Source organism: Streptomyces sp. NPDC059201, from assembly GCF_042754585.1.
Taxonomy (GTDB): Bacteria; Actinomycetota; Actinomycetes; order Streptomycetales; family Streptomycetaceae; genus Streptomyces.
In genome coordinates this window covers 813,808-837,594 of sequence record NZ_JBHZBB010000001.1, presented here as the reverse complement: position 1 = coordinate 837,594, position 23,787 = coordinate 813,808, and the positions used below count along the sequence as shown (strand labels likewise).

General features: G+C 73.7%; 23 protein-coding genes. 12 read left to right on the top strand and 11 right to left on the bottom strand.

The genetic code is table 11. The features are described 5' to 3' along the window. The first annotated feature begins 87 nt into the window (after positions 1–87). Genes ACFXMG_RS03765 through ACFXMG_RS03755 form a run of 3 tightly spaced genes read left to right on the top strand, consistent with a single transcriptional unit; the run spans position 88 to position 3,330 of the window. Positions 88–2,373, top strand: coding sequence for an MMPL family transporter (locus tag ACFXMG_RS03765; RefSeq protein ID WP_383823001.1), 2,286 nt, complete (start codon positions 88–90; stop codon positions 2,371–2,373). Between the two features lie 43 nt (positions 2,374–2,416). Next, positions 2,417–2,929: a DinB family protein gene (locus tag ACFXMG_RS03760; RefSeq protein WP_383822998.1), complete on the top strand. Its 513-nt coding sequence runs from the start codon at positions 2,417–2,419 to the stop codon at positions 2,927–2,929. A gap of 8 nt (positions 2,930–2,937) precedes the next feature. Further along, positions 2,938–3,330 (top strand): DUF4440 domain-containing protein, encoded by a 393-nt coding sequence (locus ACFXMG_RS03755; RefSeq protein ID WP_383822996.1) that lies wholly within the window; start codon positions 2,938–2,940, stop codon positions 3,328–3,330. Positions 3,331–3,479: 149 nt separating this feature from the next. On the opposite strand, the gene ACFXMG_RS03750 is transcribed toward ACFXMG_RS03755, so the two are convergent. The 3 genes from ACFXMG_RS03750 to ACFXMG_RS03740 form a co-directional block, all read right to left on the bottom strand. After that, entirely contained in the window at positions 3,480–3,848 is a 369-nt protein-coding gene (locus ACFXMG_RS03750) for a hypothetical protein (protein WP_383822993.1), read from the bottom strand. A 63-nt stretch (positions 3,849–3,911) separates the two neighbouring features. Further along, entirely contained in the window at positions 3,912–4,310 is a 399-nt protein-coding gene (locus ACFXMG_RS03745; RefSeq protein ID WP_383822990.1) for a nuclear transport factor 2 family protein, read from the bottom strand. A 775-nt stretch (positions 4,311–5,085) separates the two neighbouring features. Then, a complete protein-coding gene (locus tag ACFXMG_RS03740) occupies positions 5,086–6,315 on the bottom strand; it encodes an ROK family protein (RefSeq protein WP_383822987.1) in 1,230 nt (409 codons plus the stop codon). Between the two features lie 173 nt (positions 6,316–6,488). Here ACFXMG_RS03740 and ACFXMG_RS03735 point away from each other — a divergent pair, with 173 nt between their 5' ends. Beyond that, on the top strand, positions 6,489–7,979 hold the full coding sequence (locus tag ACFXMG_RS03735) for a carboxylesterase/lipase family protein (protein ID WP_383822985.1): 1,491 nt from the start codon (positions 6,489–6,491) through the stop codon (positions 7,977–7,979). Positions 7,980–8,073: 94 nt separating this feature from the next. On the opposite strand, the gene ACFXMG_RS03730 is transcribed toward ACFXMG_RS03735, so the two are convergent. Then, positions 8,074–8,511, bottom strand: coding sequence for an OsmC family protein (locus ACFXMG_RS03730; protein WP_383822983.1), 438 nt, complete (start codon positions 8,509–8,511; stop codon positions 8,074–8,076). Positions 8,512–8,645: 134 nt separating this feature from the next. On the opposite strand from ACFXMG_RS03730, the gene ACFXMG_RS03725 reads away from it, so the two are divergent. The 4 genes from ACFXMG_RS03725 (at position 8,646) to ACFXMG_RS03710 (ending at position 12,714) form a co-directional block, all read left to right on the top strand. Then, the gene (locus ACFXMG_RS03725; RefSeq protein ID WP_383822981.1) at positions 8,646–9,185 is read left to right on the top strand and encodes a hypothetical protein; all 540 of its coding nucleotides are present in this window, start codon (positions 8,646–8,648) and stop codon (positions 9,183–9,185) included. 47 nt (positions 9,186–9,232) lie between these two features. Then, positions 9,233–9,607 carry a hypothetical protein gene (locus ACFXMG_RS03720; protein WP_383822979.1) on the top strand — a complete coding sequence of 125 codons (375 nt, stop codon included), beginning with the start codon at positions 9,233–9,235 and terminating at the stop codon, positions 9,605–9,607. Between the two features lie 235 nt (positions 9,608–9,842). Beyond that, entirely contained in the window at positions 9,843–12,137 is a 2,295-nt protein-coding gene (locus tag ACFXMG_RS03715; protein WP_383822976.1) for a molybdopterin cofactor-binding domain-containing protein, read from the top strand. Between the two features lie 97 nt (positions 12,138–12,234). Continuing rightward, entirely contained in the window at positions 12,235–12,714 is a 480-nt protein-coding gene (locus ACFXMG_RS03710; protein ID WP_383822974.1) for a (2Fe-2S)-binding protein, read from the top strand. Between the two features lie 232 nt (positions 12,715–12,946). Here the strand turns inward: ACFXMG_RS03710 and ACFXMG_RS03705 are convergent, their stop codons facing one another. The 4 genes from ACFXMG_RS03705 to ACFXMG_RS03690 form a co-directional block, all read right to left on the bottom strand. Next, the gene (locus ACFXMG_RS03705) at positions 12,947–13,777 is read right to left on the bottom strand and encodes a hypothetical protein (protein ID WP_383822972.1); all 831 of its coding nucleotides are present in this window, start codon (positions 13,775–13,777) and stop codon (positions 12,947–12,949) included. Then, positions 13,777–15,060: a VWA domain-containing protein gene (locus ACFXMG_RS03700; RefSeq protein WP_383822971.1), complete on the bottom strand. Its 1,284-nt coding sequence runs from the start codon at positions 15,058–15,060 to the stop codon at positions 13,777–13,779. Before ACFXMG_RS03700 ends, ACFXMG_RS03705 begins: the two co-directional genes overlap by 1 nt. A gap of 89 nt (positions 15,061–15,149) precedes the next feature. Further along, positions 15,150–15,950: an endonuclease I family protein gene (locus ACFXMG_RS03695; protein ID WP_383822970.1), complete on the bottom strand. Its 801-nt coding sequence runs from the start codon at positions 15,948–15,950 to the stop codon at positions 15,150–15,152. Positions 15,951–16,158: 208 nt separating this feature from the next. Further along, positions 16,159–16,623, bottom strand: a complete 465-nt coding sequence (locus ACFXMG_RS03690) for an Lrp/AsnC family transcriptional regulator (RefSeq protein WP_383822967.1) — start codon at positions 16,621–16,623, stop codon at positions 16,159–16,161. Between the two features lie 127 nt (positions 16,624–16,750). On the opposite strand from ACFXMG_RS03690, the gene ACFXMG_RS03685 reads away from it, so the two are divergent. The 3 genes from ACFXMG_RS03685 (at position 16,751) to ACFXMG_RS03675 (ending at position 20,583) form a co-directional block, all read left to right on the top strand. Further along, entirely contained in the window at positions 16,751–17,860 is a 1,110-nt protein-coding gene (locus tag ACFXMG_RS03685; protein ID WP_383822964.1) for an asparaginase, read from the top strand. A 154-nt stretch (positions 17,861–18,014) separates the two neighbouring features. Next, positions 18,015–18,851, top strand: coding sequence for an aminoglycoside adenylyltransferase family protein (locus ACFXMG_RS03680; RefSeq protein WP_383822961.1), 837 nt, complete (start codon positions 18,015–18,017; stop codon positions 18,849–18,851). An 82-nt stretch (positions 18,852–18,933) separates the two neighbouring features. After that, positions 18,934–20,583, top strand: a complete 1,650-nt coding sequence (locus ACFXMG_RS03675; RefSeq protein WP_383822959.1) for a GMC oxidoreductase — start codon at positions 18,934–18,936, stop codon at positions 20,581–20,583. A gap of 116 nt (positions 20,584–20,699) precedes the next feature. Here ACFXMG_RS03675 and ACFXMG_RS03670 read toward each other — a convergent pair whose 3' ends face one another. From ACFXMG_RS03670 to ACFXMG_RS03660, 3 genes are all read right to left on the bottom strand, one after another. After that, a complete protein-coding gene (locus ACFXMG_RS03670) occupies positions 20,700–21,188 on the bottom strand; it encodes a carboxymuconolactone decarboxylase family protein (RefSeq protein WP_383822956.1) in 489 nt (162 codons plus the stop codon). After that, positions 21,185–22,264 (bottom strand): dihydrodipicolinate reductase, encoded by a 1,080-nt coding sequence (locus ACFXMG_RS03665; protein WP_383822954.1) that lies wholly within the window; start codon positions 22,262–22,264, stop codon positions 21,185–21,187. The genes ACFXMG_RS03670 and ACFXMG_RS03665 overlap by 4 nt, the downstream gene beginning before the upstream one ends. Positions 22,265–22,353: 89 nt before the next feature. Then, positions 22,354–22,812, bottom strand: a complete 459-nt coding sequence (locus tag ACFXMG_RS03660; protein WP_383822952.1) for a GNAT family N-acetyltransferase — start codon at positions 22,810–22,812, stop codon at positions 22,354–22,356. 153 nt (positions 22,813–22,965) lie between these two features. On the opposite strand from ACFXMG_RS03660, the gene ACFXMG_RS03655 reads away from it, so the two are divergent. Beyond that, complete coding sequence (locus ACFXMG_RS03655) at positions 22,966–23,736, top strand: L,D-transpeptidase family protein (protein ID WP_383822949.1); 771 nt, start codon at positions 22,966–22,968, stop codon at positions 23,734–23,736. Positions 23,737–23,787: the final 51 nt, after the last annotated feature.

Sequence of the window (23,787 nt, the reverse complement as noted above, 5' to 3'; positions counted from 1 at the left end):
CCATGGACGGAGTAACGAGAACCGGTAGGGAGCGAGCGACGCAGCACAGCCGGCTCGGGGACACGCCTATCCGGACACGGCGAGGCCATGAACGCAACGCCCGCGGCACCACGGGGCCGCCCCGCGAAGCAGAGCGGCCTCTACCGGCTCGGACACTGGTGCGCCCGCCACTTCATCGTCGTCGTCGCCCTCTGGCTGGCCGCGCTCGTCGGCCTCCAGATCACCGACCGGGCGGTCGGCGGCCAGTACTCGGACGACTTCAACCTCCCCGGCGCCCAGTCCGCCGACGGCCTGTCCGTCCTGGAGGCGCACGACCCGGCGGCCGGCGGCTACGGCGCGCAGATCGTCCTCAACGACCCCTCCAAACCGCTGACCGACGAGGCGTCCGCCGTCAACTCGACGGTCGCCGCCCTGGAGAAGCTGCCGGACGTCCTCAGCGCCCAGAACCCGCTGCCGCCGCCCGGCACCACGCCGCCCCCGCCCTCCACCACCACCCCGAACACGGGCCCGCTGTCCACCGACGGCAAGACCGCCTACATCACGGTCCGCTTCAGCGTCGCGCCGTCCACGCTCGGCGCCGACTACCTGACCGGCGTCGACAGCGCCGTACAGCCGCTCCGTGACGCCGGGATCACCGTGGAGTACGGCGGCCCGCTCGGCGAACTCGCCCGGCCCGCCGCCGACGACCGCACCAGCGAGGCCATCGGCTTCGCCGTCGCCATCGTGGTCCTCCTGATCGGCTTCGGCAGCGTCATCGGCGCCGTCATGCCCCTGGTCACCGCCCTCATCGGCGCGATCTGCGGGCTCGCCCTGCTCGGCCTGACGGCCGCCGCCTTCACCTTCGGCACGGTCTCCCCGACCCTGGCCACGATGATCGGCCTCGGCGTCGGCATCGACTACGCGCTGTTCCTGATCACCCGCCACCGGCAGAACATCATGAACGGCCACGACCCCGCCGACTCCGCGGGCCTCGCGACCACGACCAGCGGCCGGGCCGTCCTCGTCTCCGGCTGTACGGTCATCATCGCGCTGTCCGGCCTGTGGGTCTCCGGTGTCACCTTCATCGGCAAACTCGGCCTGGCGGCGGCCTTCACCGTCGTCACCGCCGTCCTCGCCGCCCTCACCCTCGTCCCCGCCCTCCTCGGCCTCGTCGGCCGCCGCATCGACCGCTACCACGTCCGCAAGCCGGTCGCGGAGACCGACGCCGAGCCCGGCGCGCCCGCGCACGGCACCTGGCACCGCTACGCCCAGCGCGTCGAGCGGCGCCCCTGGTACTTCCTCGCGGGCGGCGTCGTCGCCCTGCTCGTCCTGGCCTTCCCGCTGCTCTTCATCCAGCTCGGCCACATCGGCGACGGAGCCGACCCCAAGTCCTTCACCGACCGCCGCGCCTACGACCTCATCTCCACCGCCTTCGGCCCCGGCGCCAACGGCCCCCTCACCGTCGTCGTCGACCAGTCCGCGGTCCCCTCCGCCGACCGGTCCGCGCTCGCCACCAGCCTCCAGAAGGCGCTCACCGGCGTGCCCGACGCGGCCTCCATCACCGCGCTGAAACCCACCTCCGACGGCGACGTCCTCGTCGGCACCGCCTACTCGGTCGCCTCCCCGCAGGACGCACGGACCACCGACCTCACCAACCGCCTCGTCGACGACATCCTCCCCGGGGCCGTGTCCGGCACCGACGCCCAGACGTACGTCACCGGAACGACCGCCGCCCAGGTCGACTTCCTCGACATCGTCTCCAGCCGCCTGCCGCTGATCATCGCCGTCGTCGTCGCCCTCGCCTTCCTGGTGATCCTCATCGTCTTCCGCGGCCTCCTCGTCGCCGTGAAGGCCGCCGTCCTCAACGTGCTCTCCATCGCCGCGTCCTACGGCGTGGTCGTCGCCGTCTTCCAGTGGGGCTGGGGCGGACCCGCGCTCGGCGTCTCCGGCAAAGTGCCCATCGAGAGCTACGTACCGATGATGATGTTCGCGATCGTCTTCGGCCTCAGCATGGACTACGAGATCTTCCTGCTCTCCCGGGTACGGGAGGCATGGCTGCGCACCGGCGATTCCAAGGCCAGCGTCGCCCACGCCCTGGAGATCACCGCCCGCGTGATCACCTGCGCCGCCCTGATCATGGTCAGCGTCTTCGCCGCCTTCATCGTCTCCGACAACATCGTCGTCAAGATGCTCGGCCTCGGCCTCGCCGCCAGCGTCCTCATCGACGCGACCGTCGTACGCCTCCTGCTGGTACCCGCCGTGATGACCCTCCTCGGCAGACACGCCTGGTGGACCCCCCGATGGCTGGACCGGATCCTGCCCCATCTGGACACGGAGGGGGAGGAGGCGGTACGGCGGGACGAGGAGGCGGGTGCGGTTCCGCCTGCGCTCTGAAATCCGGGCGACCCAACGGGCCACGGCCGGGCAGAATGCCGTCATGATCCAGGACGACCGCCGCACCCCCGTGCCGTACGCCGGCGCCGACGAGCGCGCCACGCTCACCGCCATGCTCCAGTTCCAGCGCGACACGCTGGCGCTCAAGTGCGCCGGACTCACCCCCGAGCAGCTGAAGGAGCGCGCGGTGGCGCCCTCCGGGCTCTCCCTCCTCGGCCTGGTCAGGCACGCCGCGGAGGTCGAGCGCGGCTGGTTCCGCAACGTCCTGGCGGGGGAGCGGAGCCGCAGCCCCTGGACCCCGCCCGGCTCGACGGACTGGGCCGACTTCGACGTCGAACACGCCGACGCCGACGCGGACTTCGCCGTCTGGCACGCCGAGTGCGCCCGCTCCCGCGCGATCGTGGACGCGGCGGACTCCCTCGACGCCACGGGAAGCCTGGGGGAGGAGACGTACTCCGTCCGCTACGTCCTGGCCCACATGATCGAGGAGTACGCCCGACACAACGGCCACGCGGACCTGCTCCGCGAGCGCATCGACGGCACGACGGGGGAGTGAGCCGAACCATGACGGATCGTCAACATGCCGACATCACCGAGGCGATCGCGCGCGAGCGTGCCCTCCACGACCCCACCGTCCGCCTGTCCCGCCCCCGCGTGGAGCAGCTCTTCGACCCGGAGTTCGTCGAGGTCGGCGCCTCGGGACGGCGGTGGACGTACGAGGAGATGCTCGCCGCCCTGCCGGACCTGCACGGCGGCGAGGACGGCCCGCCCATCAAGGCCACGGCCTTCGCCGGAACCGTCCTGGCCCCCGGCCTCGTCCACCTCACCTACGAGACCGTCATCGGCACCCGCCACGCCCGCCGTTCCTCCCTCTGGCGCCGCGACCCGGCCGGTGTCCTCCGCCTCTACTACCACCAGGGCACACCGGTGCCGGAGGCCGGCGGGGGCCAGGCATAGCGCCCGTATCGGTGGCCGCCACGCCCGCCGTTCGTTGCGCTGGCGCCGCAACCCCGCCGGCGTGCTTTCGCCGGGGCCGGGCGCCGCTGCCGGCCAGGCGTAGGACCGTCACGCGGGCCGGAATCGCCGGGGCCAGACTCGGCCGCCGGTCAGGCGTACGCGTCCGTCACGCAGTCCGCCGCGCAGCCGTACCGCCGGAAGCCCCGGCGCAGCGCGGCGGCGGCGTGCTGCCGCTCGACGTGCTCGTGCCCGTACCGCTCCCGCGTCAGCCGTTCCACGGCCTCGACGGTGACGATGGCCGGTTCGCCGTCGCCGGCGGCGAGACGGGCAGCGACGATCGCCTGCTCCGTGGCGCGCTCCAGGTCCCGGACGTAGTCCTGATGCGCCATCCGATGGGCCCGCCGGGCGGCGAACGGACGTACGGCCCGCCCCTTCCACATGATCCCGGCCACGATCAGCCCGAGACCGGGCCCGATCAGCAACACCCCGCCCACGACCTCCCCGACGGTCCACCGCATGCGCTGTCGCCTCCCCCGTGTTCCGGCCTGGTGTCGACCGACGATCCTACGGCCGAAGGGCTCTCAAGCCTGTACGAGGTCGCCGTGGCGGTGCGCCACCCGCCAGGCGCCGTCCTCGCGGCGGTAGGTCTGGGTGGCGCGCAGCGTATAGGTGCGGGCCTCGCCGTCCACGGACGCCGAGATGTGCTCGAAGCACGCGGTGTAGGCCATGTCGCCGACGACGTCGTGGCCGATCACCTCGACGCGGTAGGAGGTGCAGGCGGAGAAGCGCCGCGAGAGTGCGGTGAACAGCGTATCCACGTCGTCCTGCCCGATGGCGTTGTACCAGGCCCCCATCACGCTCACCGGCTCCCGCCGCGACCACAGCGCCCGACGCGGCGCCGGATCCCCGTCATGCAGCGCCCGCTCGGCCGCCTGAAGCTCGGTCCTGACCCACGTCAGGAAGTCGTCCCGGTCGGTCATGCCTTCATCATGCCCACGCGGGGGCGCGCCGCGCACCCGGTGATGGCGGGGGGTACGCGGCGCGCGGTGACGGTGCCGGTGCGGCCCTGGGGCCGCGCACCTGTTGACGGCCAGCGCGCCGCACCTGCTGACGGCCCGCGCCCCGGGCTCGCGCGCTGGCCCGTGCGTCGGACCGGCGCACGGCGCGGTGGCGCACGCGCTGACGACCCCCGCAGCGCACTTGCTGTCGGCCCGCGCGGCGGGCTCGTGCACCGAACCGTGCGCCGGACCTGCTGGCGACACGCGCGCCGTGCTTGCTGTCGGTCGCGCGGCCGGCTCGCGCGCCGGACCTGCTGGCGGGTGCCGCACCTGTTGCCGGCCGCGGGTCGCACCCACTGACGACACCCGCGCCGCGCTTGCTGTTGGTCCGCGCGCCGGGCTCGCGCGCCAGCCCCTGCGCCGAATGCTGACGACACCCGCGCCGCACCTGTTGACGGCCCGCGCGTCGCGCTGGCTGACAGCCCGCGCCCCGGCCTGGCGCGCCGGCCCCCCGCCGGGCCCCGCTGGCGGCGCGGGTGCCGCACCTCCTGACGACCCGCGTACCGGACCCGCTGACGACCCCCGCACCGCACTGGCTGACAGCCTGCGCCCCGGCCCCGTGCGCCGGAGCCGCTGGCAGCGCGGGTGCCGCACCTGCCGACGGCCCGCGCCGGTCTCGCGCGCCGGGCCCTACGCCGCTCCCGCCCGTGTCGCCCCCCCTCGCGTCGCCTCCCGCGCCAGGCCCCCGTACAGCTCCTCACCGGAGGGGTACGGAGGTGGGGTCGGACAGCACCGTTTCGCGGGCCAGGGTCATCGCGCCTGCCAGGGAGGCGTCGGGGCCGAGTACGCCTGGCAGCGGGGTCGGGAGCGGGGCGGCGCGGCCGGTCAGGGTTCTGCGGGGGGTGAGGCGGGCGTCCAGGCCGCGGGTCAGCCAGGGGTGCCAGTCGGCGAGGTAGCCGCCCAGCACGACATCGTCGACGTCGAGGAGGCTCGTCACGGCGAGGACGGCCGCGCCCAGCACCTCACCGGCGGCGTCCAGGGCCGCGACGGCGGCCGGTTCCCCGGCGGCCAGCGCCCGGCCGAGCGCGGCGACGGCCGCCTCCGTACCCCGCTCGGTGCGCAGCCCGCCGAGTCCGGCCGCGTCGGTGAGGGCCTCGGGGCCGAGGTAGAGGGCGAGGCAGCCGTGGCCGCCGCAGGCACAGCGCGGCCCGTCGAAGGCGACCGGCATGTGGCCGGGTTCGCCCGCGACGCCGTGCCCGCCCGCCTCGATCCGGCCGTCGACGACGAGCCCGCCGCCCACCCCGACGTCGGCCTTGAGGTACGCGAGGGAGCGCGGCGCGGCCCCGCGCAGGACCGTGAGCTCGCGGTACTCGGCGAGGGCGGCGAGGTTGGCGTCGTTGGCGAGGGTCACCGGGCCCGCCGCGTCCCCGAGCCGGTCGCGCAGCAGCGCGCCGAGGTCGACCGGGCCTGGCCATCCGAAGTCGGTGGAGAACATCCGGCCGTCGGCCGTGACGGGGCCGGGCACGGCGACGAAGGCCCCGGCGAGATGGGCGCCGGGGTACGCGGCCCGGGCGGTCGCCGCCGTGTCGCGTACGGCAGTGGCGAGGGCGTCCGCGAGGGCGTCGGGGTCGCCGTCTGGGGTGGTGTGGGCGAGCTCGGCGCGGTGGGCGAGGCGCCCGGCGAGGTCGGCGATGGCGAGGTGGAGCCGTTCGCGGGTGACCCGTACGGCCACGGACACGACCCGCTCGGGCACGGTCTCCAGCCGCTGCCGGGGCCGCCCGCGCCCGCCGCCGGGGGCGAGCCCGGCCTCCCGGACGAGGCCCCGGCCGACGAGGTCGGCGGTGAGGGCGGTGAGGGAGCCGTGGGCCAGGCCGGTCGCGGCGGCGGCCTCGCCGCGCGAGGAGGGGCCGTGGTCGGCGAGGTGCCGCAGGACGCGGGCGAGGTTGTGCCGCCGCACATCGGCGGGGGACTCGGGGGCGGTACGCACCCCTGGATTCTCCCGCAGCGCGGAGGAGGTCGGAGCGGCCCGTGGTGACACGTATCAGTGAAGCGTGTCACCATTTTTATTTCAACCATTGACGTAAATGGACTCCGCCTCCGACGCTGTCCCTGTCACCCACCGGCCGCCGCACCGGCCTCGCACCCCAGGAGCCGCCCCCGATGACCTCCACCGGCCCCCTCGTCACCACCACCCGCGGCCCCGTCCGCGGCGAGCGCCGCGCCGACGGCACATGCCGCTTCCTCGGCATCCCGTACGCCAAACCGCCCGTCGGCGAGCTCCGCTTCGCCGCCCCCGAGCCGCCCGAGCCGTGGACCGCCCCCCTGGACGCGACCGCCTACGGCCCGACCGCCCAGCGCCGCCCCTTCGCCGAGGTCACCACCATCCCCGAGCCCAGCATCCCGGGCACCGGCGTCCTCAACCTCAACGTCTTCACCCCCGAAACGGCCCTCGCCACGGCCCCCGGCGCAGCGCTCGACACAGCCCCCGCCGAGGACGGCCTGCCCGTCCTGGTCTGGATCCACGGCGGCGGCTACGTCGCCGGCTCCGCCGCCAGCCCCTGGTACGACGGCGCCGCCTTCAACCGCGACGGCGTCGTCCTCGTCTCCCTCGGCTACCGGCTCGGCATCGAGGGCTTCCTGCACCTGGACGACGCCCCCGACAACCGCGGCGTCCGCGACTGGATCGCCGCCCTGGAGTGGGTCCGCGACAACATCGCGGCCTTCGGCGGCGACCCCGCCAAGGTGACGATCGCCGGCCAGTCCGCGGGCGGCGGCGCCGTCCTCACCCTGCTCTCCGTCCCCGCCGCCCAGGGCCTCTTCCGCGGCGCGCTCGCCGTCTCCGGCGCCGTCCTGCGCCCCGACGGCCCCGAGACCGCCCGCGCCGCCGCCCGCCTGTTCACCGCCCGCACCGGCCTCCCCGCCACCGCCGAGGCCCTGCGCGACCTGAGCGACGACGAGATCCTCGCCCTCCAGGACCGGCTCGCCCAGGACGGCCCCGACCGCCAGGGGCTGCCCCCGATGCTGGCCCTCGCCCCCTTCGCGGACGGCGAGCTGATCCCCGTACCGCCCGCCGAGGCCCTCACCGCCGGTGACGCGGGCGCGGACGTGCCGCTCATGCTCGGCTTCACCGCCGACGAGTTCTCGATGATCCCCGGCCCCGGCGACGACGGCCCGCCGCTCCCCGTCCTCCTCGGCGCGCTCGGCCTCGACCCGGCCCGCACGGACGAGTTCACCGCCGCCTACCCGCACACCCCCGAGGACGCCCTCTTCGGCCAGGCGCTCACCGACGTCATGTTCCGCGCCCCGAACCTGGCCGTAGCCGCCGCCCGCGCCGCCCGCGAACGCCCCACCTGGCTCTACGAGTTCACCTGGCGCTCACCGGTCATCGGCCTGGCCGTCCACTGCCTGGACCTCCCCTTCGCCTTCGACCTCCTGGCCGCCGAAGGCGTCCCGGCCATCGCCGGCCCCACCCCACCCCAGCCCCTGGCGGACGCCATCCACAGCGCCTGGGTCGCCTTCGTCACCCACCAGAACCCGGGCCCCGACTGGCCCCCCTACACCCCCGAAACCCACACCACCAAACTCTGGGACACCCCTCCCCACCTCCAGAACGACCCCCACCACCAAGTCCGAACCCTCTGGCTGAACTGACCACGCCACACCTCATGGGCCCAGCCCCGCATCAAGGTGCACGCGTGACCTGAGCAGGGCCCATCGGACATCGGACGGCGGTCGGCGGACTAGGTCACCCCTCGAAGCCGACCGTCCCGTCCGGGAGGATCGCCTCGACCCGCGCCCCGTGCTCGACCGTGCGGCTCACCGTGCAGAACTTCTCGTGGGTGAGCCGCACCCCGCGCGCGAAGACCTCCTCCGCCTTCGGGTTGGAGTCCGGCAGGTCGAACTCGTAACTCACCCGGATCCGGCCGATCCGGCCGTCGTCCTCCGGCGTCGACACCGACTCCACGACGATCCGCAGCCCGTCGTGCTCCACGGCCCGCGCGGTCCGGTCGATCACCAGCCCGCCGCAGCCGCCCATGGCCGCGAGCAACAACTCCACCGGCGTGAACGAGGGCTGCGCACCGTCGTCATCGGCCGCGGCCATCAGCACCTCGGCCCCCCGGTCATTCCGGGCGGTCCACCGCCGGTACCCGGTACGTTCGGTCTCGACACGGTAGTCGGCCATACGAAACTACTCCTCACCTGCGCGAAAACACGTGCCCCGTACGCTACGGCCCTCGGCCCCCCACCCCCACCCGACCGGCCGCACATGCCGGGCAGGTCCTCTCCCCGTCACGAGGGCGTGTTTGAATGCGGCGCATGGACGCCTCCGCAGGTATGTGGATCTGCCCGTTTCCGCCGGTCGACCCGGACGCCCGTGGGGTGGTCCTCGCCGTCGACCACCTCTCCGCCGATCCGGGTGAGCGGATGGTGTGCGCGCTGCTCGGCCGGGGCCACGAGGGGCAGGAAGGCGTCTTCTACCTCCTCCCGTACGACCTGACGGCCCGCTACCGGCGGAACGGCGACCGGCTCGCCGTCACCCTCCTCGCTCCCCGGGACGTGGTCGCGGCCGACCTCGCCGAGCGGACCGACGGCCTGCGCGACCACCTCGACGCCCTCCCGCGCGACCCTCTCGACGCGGGACGCGTCGCCCTCCTCCACCGTGAGACCGTCACGGACTTCGTGCCCGCCGCCGAGGGCGAGGAACGGCAGGCGGTCCTCCTCGTCGACCACGTCGGCGGAGGGCCGGTCGGTCCTGCCAAGCTCACCGCCCTCTTCGAGAAGGGCGAGGCGAGCGTCGCCGTCGTCTCCGCGACCGAGCACCCCGCCGGGATGAGTACGCCTCCCACCGGCGGGTGAGTAAATCGGCGGATCCGCCGGAGGCCCGCAACGGCTGGAATGGACCCATGAGCTTCCGCACTCCCCGCCGCTCCCGTCCCCAGCCCCTGCGCCATGTCCCGGCCACCGGCACCGCCCTCGTCGTGGCGCTCGGGCCGGTCGTCGTCGGCGCGCTGCTCGCCCGCTCGGTCGGCGGCGACCCGATGGTCTCCGTGAACGCGCTCATCGCCGGCGGCGGGCACCGCGCCCGCGTCTCCCGGGACCACCTCCGCTCCTGCGGGGGCCGGATGAACGCCCGCCGGGTTCAGGCCGTGCGCGGCCTGCGGGCCAGGACGAAGCGCCTCGATGGCCGGCAGGGGCAGCTCACCCGCCGCCGCGCCCGCACCCACCGCACCACCACCCAACCCCCCACCCCACCACCGGCCCAAAACCGGCACACCTGACCGAAAGCACGCCTGACCAGCACGGTTCCCTCGCGGTTCCCTCGTGGTTTCCTCGCCGAAGACGCCCCGCGGCGCCCCCGGATGCGCGATGATCACCCCCGCACCCGAGTAGGACCAGCCCCCCAGGGCCGGTACGGCAGCGTCGAAAGGCGACCCCCACATGGCCAGGCGGCACCCCGATCCCGCGCGCGTGAACGCACAGAGCTCCCCACCCACCGGCCATCCACCGACTGAGATGCCCCGCACCAGCCGCCGCCGTTTCCTCGGTTACGTGCTCGCCGCGCCCACCCTCACCGTCGCCGCCCAGGTCGGGGCCGAGGCGGTCGCGCCGACCGCCGCCGAGGCCGTCATCCCATCCCTGCCCGGCCCGGCCGAACTCCTCGACCTCAACGACCTGTTGACCGTCGCCGCCCTCCCCACCAGCCACCTCATCACCCTCCGCCTCGACCCGGACGGCACCGTCCACTTCGCGTTGCCGCGTGCCGAGGTCGGCCAGGGGGTCACCACCTCCTCCGCCATGCTCATCGCGGAGGAGCTGGACATCCCCCTGGAGAAGGTGAAGGTCACCCTCGCCGACGCCCGGCCCGAGCTGCTGTTCAACCAGCTCACCGGCGGCTCCAACACCACCGTCTCCACCTACACGCCGATCCGGGTCGCCGCCGCCGTCGCCCGCGGCCGGCTGCTGCACGCCGCCTCGCTCCTCCTCGGCGAAGCCGTGTCGACCCTCACCACCAAGGCGGGCACGGTCCTCTCCCCGGCCGGGGCCGTCCTCGGCTACGGCGAACTCGCCGCGAGGGCCGCGGCCGTGGCGGACTCCGCGGTCGCCGTCACGCTCAAGGACCGCGAGGACTTCCGGGTCATCGGCACGGCCCGCCGCCGCCTCGACGCGCTCGACGCCGTCACCGGCAGCAAGAAGTTCGCGATGGACCTCCAGGTCGACGGCGCCCTGCCGACGATGGTCTGCCGCCCGCCCACCATCAACGGCACCGTCCGCGCCGTCGCCAACCTCGCAGCCGTACGGGCCATGCCGGGCGTCACCGACGTCGTCACCGTCTCCACGGGCGTCGCCGTCCGAGCCCGCACCTTCGGCCAGTGCGTCGACGCGATCCGCGCGCTCGACGTCGACTGGGGGCCGGGCACCGCCGAGGACGCCACCGACGCGACCGTCCTCGCCGAGCTGCGCCGGGCCGAACTCCCGCTCGTCGTCCCGCCGTTGCCGCTGCTCACGAAGGCCGTCGACGCCCGCTTCACCTTCCACTTCGCGAGCAACAGCGCCCTGGAGACCAACTGCGCCATCGCGGACGTCCGTTCCGGCTCCGCGGAGATCTGGGGCTCCCTCAAGGCCCCGATCGTCGCGCAGGAGCAGATCGCGCTCCGCCTCGGCCTGCCCGTCTCCGCCGTGAAGGTGCACGTCACCGAGGGCGGCGGCTCCTTCGGCCGCAAGCTCTTCCACGACGCCGCCCACGAGGCCGCCGAGATCTCGAAGAAGCTCGGCAAGCCGGTGAAGCTCATGTGGCACCGCACCGACGACTTCCGGCAGGGGCGTACGCACCCCATGTCGACCTCCCGGGTCCGCGCCACCTACTCGCTCGGCGAGGTCCTGACGTACGAGCAGCGGCACACCTCCGTCGCCACCGACTTCGGGCACGGCATCGGGGAGGTGCTGACGGCGGAGGCCGCCCGGCTGCCGGTCGCCGACGCCGCCTTCTCCCAGACGATGTTCCAGCTCACTCAGATCAGCCCCTACCACCTCGGCGTCACCACCCAGCTCCTCGCCGAGACGGACAAGGGCTACAACACCGGCTCGATGCGGAACATCTACTCGCCCAACGTGCGCACCGCGCAGGAACTCGTCATCGACGAACTGGCCCGCCGCCTGGGCGAGGACGCCTACGGGCTGCGCCGCCGCCTGATGAAGGAGTCCCGGGCGCGGGCCGTCCTCGACAAGGTCGCCCAACTCGGGCGGTGGGGACGGCCGATGGCCCCCGGCACCGCGCAGGGCATCGCCGTGCACCCCGAGTACCACTCGTACGTGGCCGTGCTCGCCGAGATCGACTGCCGGCCGGCGACCACGGGACGTACGGTGCCGAACGCGTACACCGGCCCCCGCGTCACCAAGGTGGTCTGCGCCGTCGACGTCGGCCTCGCCGTCAACCCGCGCGGCCTGGAGGCGCAGATGATGGGCGGCATCTCCGACGGCATCGCCCTCGCGCTGACGTCCGGGCTGCACCTCAAGGACGGCGCCTTCCTGGAGTCCAGCTGGGACAACTACTTCTACACCCGGCAGTGGAACACCCCGCCCGAGCTGGAGATCGTCGTCATGCCGCCGACCGGCGACAAGCCCGGCGGAGCGGGCGAACTGGCGGTGGCGGCGGCGATGGCGGCCGTGGCCGGCGCCTACGGCCGGGCGACCGGCACCATGCCGACCGTCTTCCCGGTCAACCACACCGCGCCGCTCCCCTTCACGCCCCCGCCGGCCGTCCCGCCGGTCCCGGCCTCCCCGACCGACGGCCGCGACCACGTCCTCTAGCTAGCTCTTCCCGCTCTTCCCACTCTGCAAAGCGCTTCAAAGCGCTTCAAAGCGCTCCACAGCTCTTCAAGGCTCTTCGAGATCCCCGGAGTTCTCCGTGCCCCAGCACACCTTCATCCTCAACGGCCAGGCGGTCACCGCCGAGGTCGAGTCCGACGTGCGCCTCCTGTGGGTCCTCAGGGACGTCCTCGGCGTCACCGGCCCCAAGTACGGCTGCGGGGTCGGCGTCTGCCGCGCCTGTACGAGCCACCTCAACGGCAAGGCGTTCACGCCCTGCGCCGTCCCTGTGGGGCAACTCGCCCCCGAGGACGAGGTCACCACCATCGAGGGCCTGCCCGAGACGGTCGGTGCCGACCTCCACCCGATGCAGGAGGCGTGGCTCGACCTCGACGTGGCCCAGTGCGGCTTCTGCCAGCCCGGCCAGATCATGGCCGCCGTCGACGCGGTCCGCCGGGCCCGCGAGGCGGGCCGCGAGGTCACCGAGGCCGACCTCGACACCCTCCGCAACATCTGCCGCTGCGGCACCTACCACCGCATCCGCCAGGCGGTCCTGGAAGGAGCCCGGCGCATGCCGTGACCCTCGGCACCCTCGGCGTGCCGCATCGCGTACCCGGCCGTCTCGGCCTCATCGAGCGCCGTGACGCCGCCGATCGCGGAGAGCGGAGAGCGGAGAGCGGAGAGCGGAGACCCGTTCCCGACCCTCGACCCGCTGGTGCCCGTCGACTCGGAGCCGTCACCCCCCGTTCCCGCCCCGGAACGCGCGAAGGCCCCCGCCGCGTTCGCGACGGGGGCCTCCGGGAGGGGGTGGGTCAGGCGGCGGGCGGCGCCTGCGGCGGGCGGCCGACGCCCCTCGTCAGGGCGTAGCCGCCGATGCCCGCGAGCGCGGCGAGGATGCCGCCGGCGGCGGTCCAGATCCAGCGGTCGGACCACCAGCCGGAGGACCAGCCGTCCTCCGGCGCGGCGGCCTCCACGGCGGTCCGCCGGCCCGCCTCCTCCTCGGCCTCGGCCAGCTCCGCGGTGGTCGCGCCCGGCACCAGGGGCGCGGCGAGCGCACCGTCGGTGGCGTACGAGCCGCCCCGGTCGGAGATGTCGACGCCGACGCGCGCCGAGAACGGCTGTCCCAGGTCCTCGTCCGGCAGTCCGGTGACGGTCAGCCGGACGTAGTAGCTGCCCGGCAGCGGGTCATGGGCCCAGGCGTCGGCGGAGGCGCGGACCGGGCGCAGCACGCACGCGAGCTCCAGCGACGCGGTCTCCTTGGCGGCGGTGCGGGACTGGGTCCCGTACATGCACGCCTGGCGGCGCCGCAGCCCGTCGTAGACGTCGACCCGCCAGGTGGCGGCGCCGTGCCGCAGGGCGCTTTCCGGCAGCGTCACGGTGGCCTTCACGGTGGGCCGTTCGCCGGTGTCGGCGGGGAAGACCCAGTACAGGTAGTCGCCCGCCGACGCCTGCGCGGTGGCCTCCTGGCCGGGCCGGAAGAAGGCGGCGGTACGGAAGGTGGTGCCGGCCTCCGTGGGGCCTGCCTCCTCCCCGCCGGCCGTGGCCGAGGGGGTGGGCGTGTCGGCGAGGGCGCCCGGCGCGGCGGGGCCCAGCAGGGCGGCGCCGGCCAGCGCGGCCGCCGCGAGCATCCGTACGGTACGCATCAGTGGGTCCTCCAGACGGCGAAGCGCCAGCGGGACAGCCAGCCCCAGATCAGACCGGCGAGGAAGCCGGCGAGCACCAGCGCGCCGAGCAGCCACCAGCCGCGGCCAAGCCCGAAGGAGGCCACGTCCGAGGCGCTCGCCGGGCCGTCCACGATGTCCACGGACAGCTCGACCGGCATGCCGGGCGTGGTCTTCACCGACGGGGGCGCGGAGAAGGAGTTGCTGACCTGGAGGCAGACGGTCTCGGCGGCCGGCTGGGCGTCGCCGTTCGCGTCCTCGTCCTCGTCGCCGTCCCGTTCGGGCTTCGGGTAGCGCAGGCCGGTCGAGATGACGTCGGTGCGGCCGTCGCCGGCCTCCGAGCCGCGAACGATCTCCCGGCCGGACTGGGTCACGGCGCGCAGCAGCACGCCGTAGTCGTTGTTCACGGCCCGGTCGGCAAAGACGCTGACGGAGGCGCGGAGTTCCTGGCCGGGCAGCAGGTCGACCTTGTACCAGCGGTGCTCGCCGAAGCTCTCGCGGTCGGTGTAGAGGCCGGGCCTGAGCTGCGGGGCGTCCGCGCACTGCCGGGTGCCCTCGGTGACGACCGGGGTGACCACCGGGTCGGCCGCGCGGTCCACCAACTGGCGTACCCGGCGGGAGAGATCCTCGGTGCGGTGCACGGAGGTGTACGTGCCTCCGGTGGCCTCCGCGATGCAGGTGAGCTGCTGTCGCGTCTTGGCGTTCGGCACCAGGCCCAGGGTGTCGATCACGAGGTGGATGCCCTCGGCGGCGATCTGACGGGCGATCTGGCACGGGTCGACGTCGCAGGTGTCCTCGCCGTCGGTGATGAGGACGATCCGCTTGGTCGCCTCGTCCTTGCCGAGGTCGCCGGCCGCGCCGAGCAGCGCCGGGCCGATCGGGGTCCAGCCGGTGGGGGCCAGGGTGGCGACGGCCGTCTTGGCCTCGGTCCGGTCGAGCGGGCCGACCGGGTACAGCTGGCGGGTGTCCTTGCAGCCGCGCTTGCGGTCGTTGCCGGGGTAGTCGGCGCCGAGCGTGCGGATGCCGAGCCGCACCTCCTCCGGCACCGCGTCCAGGACCTCGTTGAACGCCTGCTTGGCCGCGCTCATCCGGGACTTGCCGTCGATGTCCTTGGCCCGCATGGAACCGCTGACGTCGAGGACCAGCTCGACCTTGGGGGAGGTGTCCGCCGGCTCGTCGGCGGACGCGCTCGTCGGCAGCAGCGCGGCGGTCAGGGCGACGAGCAGCGCACAGGCCCCGGTCGCCAGCCGTTTTCTCGTGATCATCGGCGGATCGTATTGATGATCCTCCGACAATCCAAAACGGGGGTCCGGCTCTCCGTCCTCCGGAGAGCCGGACCCGGTCTCCGGACGGACTACCAGATCGCCTCGACCCACTCCGGGTGGTCGATGAACGGGTTCCGGTTGCCCTGGTAGGTGGAGTACACGAGGTCGTTGCGGCGCTCCTCGAAGGCGCTCGGCGGGTCCTGTACGTTCCACTGCTTCAGGACCGAGAGCCGGCCGTGGAAGGGCACGCTGCCGTTGGAGGTGGAGTCGTTGGGCTCCAGGTTCGGCCAGCCGTCGCCGCCCTCGTACCGCACGGTCATGTAGAGGATCATGCGGGCCACGTCGCCCTTGTCGGCGTCGCGCGGCTCGAAGGAGTTGGAGTCGGTGTAGCTGCCGGGGGCGCCGCTCACGGCGCTGCCGCCGTTGTCGAAGTCCTTGTTGCCGCGGATGCTGTTGACCTGGACGTCGGCCGCCCGCAGGTGGTGCAGGTCGGTGCCCGGGCCGGCCGCCGTGCCGAAGGAGCCGTGCGACTGGGCCCAGGTGTGCTCGCGGTTCCAGTTGCCGACCGCGCCGCCGTTGAGGCTCTTGCTGCGCGAGGTGCCGCTGTAGAGGAGCACCACGTTGGCCGTGTTGTTCGGGTCCTGGTCGAGCGACTTCAGCGCGTCCCAGACGGCGGCGTACGAGATCTTGTCCTGGTCGCTGATGATGGTGTGCAGCGCCGACTTGAGGCTGGTGCCCGTCTTGCCGACGGCGTTCTTGTAGTACGTGGCGTCGTACGCGGTCGTGGTGGCGGAGGCGGGCGTCGCCGTGACCGCCGGGAGCGTGAGTCCGACGAGGGCGGCGGACAGTGCCGCCCAGACCTTCCAACTGCGTATCCGTGCAACCGACATGGGGGGCCCTTTCCCGGGGACGGGCACGCGGGCGAACGCCGCGCCCGGCTCAAGGGGGCGGCGTTCTACGCGTGTTGACTGCGTGTCATCCGGGAGAGTGGCACGGTGCAGGGGCCGTCCGTGTTACGGGGAGAGAGCCGTTCGATGACGTTCTCGCATACGGGGCAACCGTTCGACGGCAGGTCGCGTCCTTCGTGCCTCTTGTGTCTCAGCCGCCCCGGACGTCCACCGGCATCCCCTTCGGCTCCTTGATCCGCTTCATGATGATCTGCGAGTTCACCTCGGTGACCCCGGCCAGCGCCGTCAGCTGCTCGATCCACAGCCGCTCGTACGCCGCGAGGTCGGCGACCGCGATCCGCAGCAGGCAGCCCGGACTGCCGAAGAGCCGGTACGCCTCGATCACGTCCGGGATCGACTGGAGGGCCTCCTCGAACGCCTCCACCGTCTCCCGGTCCCGCTTCACCTCGACCGAGACCAGCACCTCGAAGCCCCGCCCGACCGCCTCAGGGTCGATCACCGCCCGGTAGCCCTGGATCACCCCGTCCTGCTCCAATTGGCGCACCCGGCGCAGACAGGGGGAGGGGCTCAGGCCGACCCGCTGGGCCAGCTCCTGGTTGCTCAGCCGGCCGTCCTGCTGGAGCTCGCGCAAGATGTGGAGATCAATTCGGTCCATGGCGCGATTATCTGCCACGATGAAACATTTCTGCGCCTATTTTGGCAATCGCCTGCTCACTCTTCTGGCCTACCGTTGCCGAGGGAGTACGGAATCCAGGACGGACGGCCACGGAGAGGCGGCGGACATGCAGCGGACGAACGACGGAACCCCGCGCCGGATCGTCGTCATCAGCACCGGCGGCACGATCGCCAGCCGCTGGCAGGGCACCGGCTACGCGGCCGACGCCTCCGGCGACGACGTCCTCGCCACCGCCCCGCTGCCCGAGGGCGTGACCGTCGAGGTCCGCGACCTCTTCAACGTCAACAGCTCCCTCCTCACCGCCGCCCACCAGCTCGCGCTGCTGCGCACGGTCCACGAGACCCTGGCGGACCCCGGCGTCGACGGCATCGTCGTCACCCACGGCACCGACACCCTGGAGGAGACCGCCTTCCTCCTGGACCTGCACCACGACGACGCCCGCCCGGTCGTCCTCACCGGCGCCCAGCGCCCCTTCGGCACCGGCGACGGCGACGGCCCCGGCAATCTGTACGACGCCCTCCAGGTCGCCGCCACCGTCCGCGACCTCGGCGTCCTCGTCGTCTTCGACGGACGCGTCCACGCCGCCCGCGGCACGGTGAAGACCCAGACCCTGGCTGCCGACGCCTTCTCCGACCCCTCGGCCGAGCGCCTGGGCAAGGTCGGCTTCTCCCGCGTCGACATCGAGCGCCTGCCCGACCGCCCGGCCGTCCTCCCGCTGCCGGCCGCCGCCCGCACCGCCGAACCGGACGGCTCCGGGCGCGCCGGGCTGCCCCGCGTGGACGTCGTCTTCCACCACACCGACGGCGACCGCCTCCACTTCGACGCCGCCCTCGCCGCCGGCGCCCGCGGCATCGTCCTCGTCGCGACCGGTGCGGGCAACGCCACCCCGGAGATCGCCGGGGCCGTCGCCGAGGCCACCGCCCGGGGCGTCCTGGTCGCCGTCACCACCCGCGTCCCGGCGGGCCCGCTCGCCGAGATCTACACCGGCGGCGGCGCCGTCGACCTGGTGGCGAGCGGCGGTCTGCTGACCGGCACCCTGCGCGCCGGCCAGGCCCGTATCGCCGTCCTCGCCGCCCTGCTGGCCGAGACCGACGGCGACGACCCGGCCCGCCGCACCGCCGTCCTGCGCCGCCTCCTCGAAGGCCCGGTCCGCGCCGAACCCGCCCTCGCCACCGGCACCTCCCGCGAGGCGGCCCCCGTCACGGCGCGCGCCTGACACCCCCCGAACACCGGCTCGCGGGCGTCGAACTCCCCCCTCCTCCGCCCGCGAGCCGGTAACAACCCACGGCCCCGGGCCCTCCGGGGCGCCCCCGGCCCCTCCGGTACGGTGACGGACCCCGCGTCCGCCACCACCCCGCCGAGGAGCCCCCGTGCCCGACGCCACCCCCGGAACCGAACCCGCCGCAGCCTCAACCGGATCCGCCCCCGAAGCCACCGACACCGCAACCCGGCAGGCCCACCACGTCGTCCGCCTCGTCCGTGAGGTCCTCGGTGATCCGGCCGTCGTCGCCGCCTGTCCGCACGGCTCGGCCGTGCTCGGGGGGCTGCGGCCCACCAGTGACGTCGACGTCCTCGTCGTCCTGGCGCGGTCCACCACCGAGGCCGAGCGCCGCGCGCTCACCGAGGCGCTGCTCGGCGTCTCCGGGGCGCGGGCGTACGAGGGGCCCGCGCGGCCCGTCGAGTTGAGCCTGGTCGTCCACGACGAGGTGCGGCCCTGGCGGTACCCGCCGGTCTGCGAGTACCTCTACGGGGAGTGGCTGCGGGACGACTTCGAGGCCGGGCTCACCCCGGCACCCGCGCCCTGCCCCGACCTCGCCCCGCTCCTCACGATGGCCCGCGCGGGCGACGTCTCCCTCCTCGGCCCGCGCCCGTCCGAGCTCTTCGACCCGGTGCCGGAGGCCGACCTGCGGGCGGCGATCGTCGCGGGCGTACCCGACCTCCTCGCGGACCTCGACGGCGACACCCGCAACGTCCTGCTGACCCTGGCCCGCATCCTCACCACCCTCCGCACCGGCCGGATCCGTTCGAAGGACGAGGCCGCCGCCGTACTGCTGTCGGAGCTGCCCGAGGCGCACCGGCCGGTGCTCGCGGCGGCCCGGGGCCAGTACCTGGCGGGGGAGTACGGCTCCTGGGCGGACGAGCTGCCCGCGGCGCGGGCCCACGCGGCGTATGTGGCCGAGGCGATCAAGAGGGCGTATCCGGCCTGAAGTTACCCGTCGGTTTCTCGTGACTTCCTCGGCGACCGGTCGTAGAACATGTTCCCATTCGCTCACGAGTGAGGAAGATCACATGAGTGAACACCCCCTGTCCGCCCAGGGAATTCACGGAGTCAGCCGCCGCCGCTTCCTGACCGGAACAGGTTCTGTTCTCGGTGCCGCCGCGCTCGCCGGCGGCCTCTCCACCCCGGCCCGCGCCGCGGTCCCGGGCCTGAACGTCTGTCCCATCCCCGACGGCGCCCACGTGCGCGCCCTGGTCGTCGGCACCGGCTACGGCGGCTCCGTCGCCGCCCTCCGCCTCGCCCGCGCCGGCGTCGACGTCCACATGATCGAGATGGGCATGGCCTGGGACGTCACCGGCCCCGACGGCAAGATCTTCGCCAACACCACCACCCCCGACTACCGCTCGTTCTGGCTGCGCACCCGCACCAAGCAGCCGCTGAGCCAGTTCCTCGGTTTCCCCCTCGACAAGGACGTGCCCCGCCACACCGGCATCCTCGACGCCGAGGACTTCGCCGGCATCACCGTCTACCAGGGCCGGGGCATCGGCGGCGGCTCCCTCGTCAACGGCGGCATGGCCGTCACCCCGCTCAGGGAGCGCTTCCCCGAGATCCTCCCGACCGTCGACCCGGCCGAGATGTACGCGACCTACTACCCGCGCGCCAACGCGGGCCTCGGCGTCACCTCCGTGGACACGACCTGGTGGGAGAACACGGCCGCCTACCAGTACGCGCGCGTGGGCCGGAAGCACGCCCAGCGCTCCGGCTTCCCCTTCGTCTTCGTGCCCAACGTCTACGACTGGGACTACATGAAGCAGGAGGCGGCCGGAACCGTACCGAAGTCCGCCCTCACCGGCGAGGTCATCTACGGCAACAACCACGGCAAGAAGAGCCTCCAGAAGACCTATCTCGCCCAGGCCGCCGCCACCGGCCGCGTCACCGTCGCCGCCCTCCACCGGGTCACCTCGGTCACCCCGGCCGCCGCCGGCGGCTACACGGTCGCCATCGACCAGATCGACACGACGGGCGCCACCCTCGCCACCAAGACCGTCCGCGCCGACCGGGTCTTCTTCGCGGCGGGCAGCGTCGGCACCAGCAAGCTCCTCACCCGCCTCAAGGCGACCGGCGCCCTGCCCGCCCTCAACGAGCACATCGGCAAGGGCTGGGGCGACAACGGCAACGTCATGTGCGGCCGGGCCAACCACATGTGGGACCCGACGGGCAAGCTCCAGTCCGCCATGCCCACCGCGGGCATCGACAACTGGAACGCCGGCGGCGCCTTCGCCGAGGTCGCCCCGCTGCCCACCGGGATCGAGACCTACGCCTCCTTCTACCTCTCCATCACCCGCACCCCGCGCCGCGCCGAGTTCAGCTGGAACCCGGCCACCGGCAGGGTCGACCTCAGCTGGGAGCGGGCCTGGAAGCAGACGTCCATCGACATGGCGAAGTCCATCTTCGACAAGATCAACTCGAAGGAGGGGACGATCTACCGCACCGACCTCTTCGGTGCCTACAAGATCTGGGGCGACCACCTCACCTACCACCCGCTCGGCGGCGCCGTCCTCGACCGGGCCACCGACAACCACGGCCGCCTCCACGGCTACCAGGGCCTCTACGTCATCGACGGAGCCCTCATCCCCGGCAACACCAGCGTCAACCCCTTCGTCACCATCACCGCCCTCGCCGAGCGCAACATCGAGCGCATCATCGCCGAGGACTTCTGAGCCGAGGCTTCCGAGCGGAGGACTGCTGAGCGGAGGACCGCCGAGCGTGACCCGTACGCGCGAGGGGCCGGCCGGTTCGAGATGAACCGGCCGGCCCCTCGTACGCGCCCCGGGCCTCACCCCGTCGGCAGCACGCACACCTCGTCGAGCCCGAGCACCCGGTTCAGCCGCCCGAAGGCCAGCCACGAACCCAGGCTCATCGTCAGCTCCACGATCTCCGCCTGGCTGTAGTGCGCGGTCATCCGCTCCCAGAACTCCTCGTCCAGGCCGTGATGGTCGAGCGCGTACCGCTCCGCGTACTCCGCCGCGAGCCGCGTCCGCGCGTCGAAGGACTCCGAGACCTCCGTCGTCCGCCAGGCCGCGACGACCTCGTCGAAGCCCTCCTCGACCTTCACGCCGTCCCGGTCCGTGCGCCAGTCCAGACAGAAGCCGCAGCCGTTGATCTGCGCTATCCGCAGCCGCGCCGCCTCGAACTCGCGCAGCCCCAGGGTCGTATGGGCGTACACGGACAGCGAGAAGTTCGCAGCCGCCGTCCCGATCTCCGGGACCATGTCGCCCCACACGTACCCGATCGGCTCCTGCCCCTCGGGAATGTCGATGATCACCGTGCTCTCCTTCCCAGCTTCCCCACCGCCGGCCGTATCGGCACGTCCAGCGCGTCGTACAGCCCCGGCTCCGCCGCGGCCAGCCAGTCGATCGCCCCCACCAGGCGCCCGACGGCCGTCGCGTTCCCGCCCGCCGCCCGGTTCTCGTCCTCGTCGGTGGCCGCCACGGTCACCTCGATCCGCGGCCGCCCCTCCACGATCACCCGGTGCGCGCCGGCGCCGTCCGGCGGCACCGGCCAGTCCGGCGCGCAGGACGGATGGATCCGGGTCACGTGCTCGATGACGATCCGCGGCTCGCCGTCGACGACGCCCTGCACCTCGAAGCGGACCGCGCCCTGCGTGCCCGCCTCGAAGACGCCCATGGTCCGGGTCTTCACCGTCGCCTCCAGCGGCCGGCGGTCCACGGTCTCGCGGATCTCCTCGACCTCGACGCCCAGCGCCCGCGCCATCAGCCGGATCTGCCCGCCCCACACCATCGTCGGGACCGACGGGAAGAGCATCGGCGGCTCGTAGTCGAGCGGCTTGCCCATCCCGATCAGCTCGCGCACGGAGAACTCCTGCTCGTACGTCGAGTAGTCGAAGATCTCCTGGCAGCGGACCACGTCCACCGTCGTGCCCAGCCCGCTCACGAGCAGCGGCAGCACGTCGTTGCCCCAGCCCGGGTCGACCCCGGACGCGAAGAGCGACCCGCCGCCCTCGGCCACCGCCGCGAGCACCGGGTCGCGGAACTCGGGCGGCGCGTTCCTCGGGTCGTACAGCGGGTACAGCGAGGGCGTCACCACCACCGCGCCCGCCGCGACCGCCCGCACCACGTCCTCCAGCGCCCCGTCGGGCCGCACGTCGCCCGAGGCCGCGTACACCACGGCCCCCGGCCGCGCCCCGAGCACGGCCCCGACGTCGTCCGTCGCGGCCACGCCGAGGTCGTGCCCGAGCCCGGCGAGCGCCCCCGCGTCCCGGCCCACCTTCGCCGGGTCGGAGACGAGGACCGCCGCCAGTTCGAGTCCGGGATGGGCGTCGACGGCCCGGATGGCCGCACGCCCGACATTTCCGGTTCCCCACACCACCGTCCGTATCATGCGCGGAGGGTAGCGCCGGGGAACGGAGGTTCCCAGACCCGCGACAGCACGATCTGACGCAACGTCAGATCTCTTCGCCTGTACGGTGATCAGCCGAGCCGCAGCGCCACGAACGGGATCGTGTCCCCCGGCAGCACGTACCGCTCCACCTCCGTGAAGCCCCGCGCCCGCGCGAACCGCAGCCCCTCCTCGTTCGACGCGAGCACCACCGTCTCCACGCCGTCCCGGCTCAGCGTCCGCGCGTGCGCGAGCCCCCGCTCGTACAGCGCCGTCCCGAAGCCCCGCCGCCGGTACTCCGGCAGGATCCGCGAGATCACCGTCGCCGCCGGCGTCTCCCCGTCCGGCGGCCGCACCGTCGAGCAGCCCACCGCCACCCCGCCCAGATACGCCACCTCCAGCCGGTTCCGCCCGGCCCGCTCCCGCACCTCGTCCTCCGACAGCACCGCCGTCGGGATGATCGCGTTGTGGACCGCCCGCCAGTCGGCCAGCTCCCGCTCGCCCGCCGCCGGGACGATCCGCAGCTCCCCGTACTCCTCAAGATCGCTCATCCCGGCACCCAACCGCGCCGCCCACTCCCGGTCAACCGCTTTGCGGGCCCCGAGCGCTCCGCCGTACGGGTGGGCCGCCGCCCTCCCGCGCAGCGCCGCGCGCCGAACGGGTACGGATCGCTCCACTGCCCCCGGCCAGGAGGATGCCTTCCCATGCCCGCCTTCGTCCGCAAGGGCGCCCCCCCACTGCTCGGCGCCGGCACCCTGTGCGCGGCCCTGCTGCTCACCGGCTGCGCGCACCCCGAACCCGCCACCTCACCCCGGCCCGCCGCGGCCGGGACCCCCGCCGGAAAGCCCCCGGCCCAGCAGCCCGACGCCCGCTCCGAACGCGCTCCGCGCATCCCCGGCATCGGCCCCCTCACCCAGGCCCGAATCCCCGCCGGCACCACCCAGGCCCTCGTCGTCTCCGGCGCCACCGAGAACAGCAACACCGCCACCGTCGTCCTCCATCAGCGCGCCCCCGGCGGCCGGTGGTACGAGGCCGGCGGCCCCTGGTCCGCGCACAACGCCCTCAAGGGCTGGACCGACGACCACTCCGCCGGCGACCTGCGCACCCCCACCGGCGTCTACCGCATCGGCGACGCCGGCGGACGGCTGCCCGACCCCGGCGCCCGCATCCCGTATGACGAGGACCCCGAGTTCGCCATCAGCGGCACCGGCTTCCAAGGCGAGTCCCTCGAAGGCTCCTTCGACCACGTCATCGCCATCGACTACAACCGCGTCCCCGGCCGCACCCCGCTCGACAAGGAACGCCCGCTCGGCGCGGGCAAGGGCGGCGGCGTCTGGATCCACGTCGACCACGGCGGCCCCACCCAGGCGTGCGTCGCCCTCCAGCGCGACGACCTGCGCGCCCTGCTCCTCGCCCTCGACCCGGCCGCCGCACCCGTCGTCGTCATGGGACCGGCCCCCGACCTCGCCCGCTGAGCGGGGGAGGTCGGGGGCCGGGCGGCGGGGGAGAGGGGGAAGCGGGGGGAG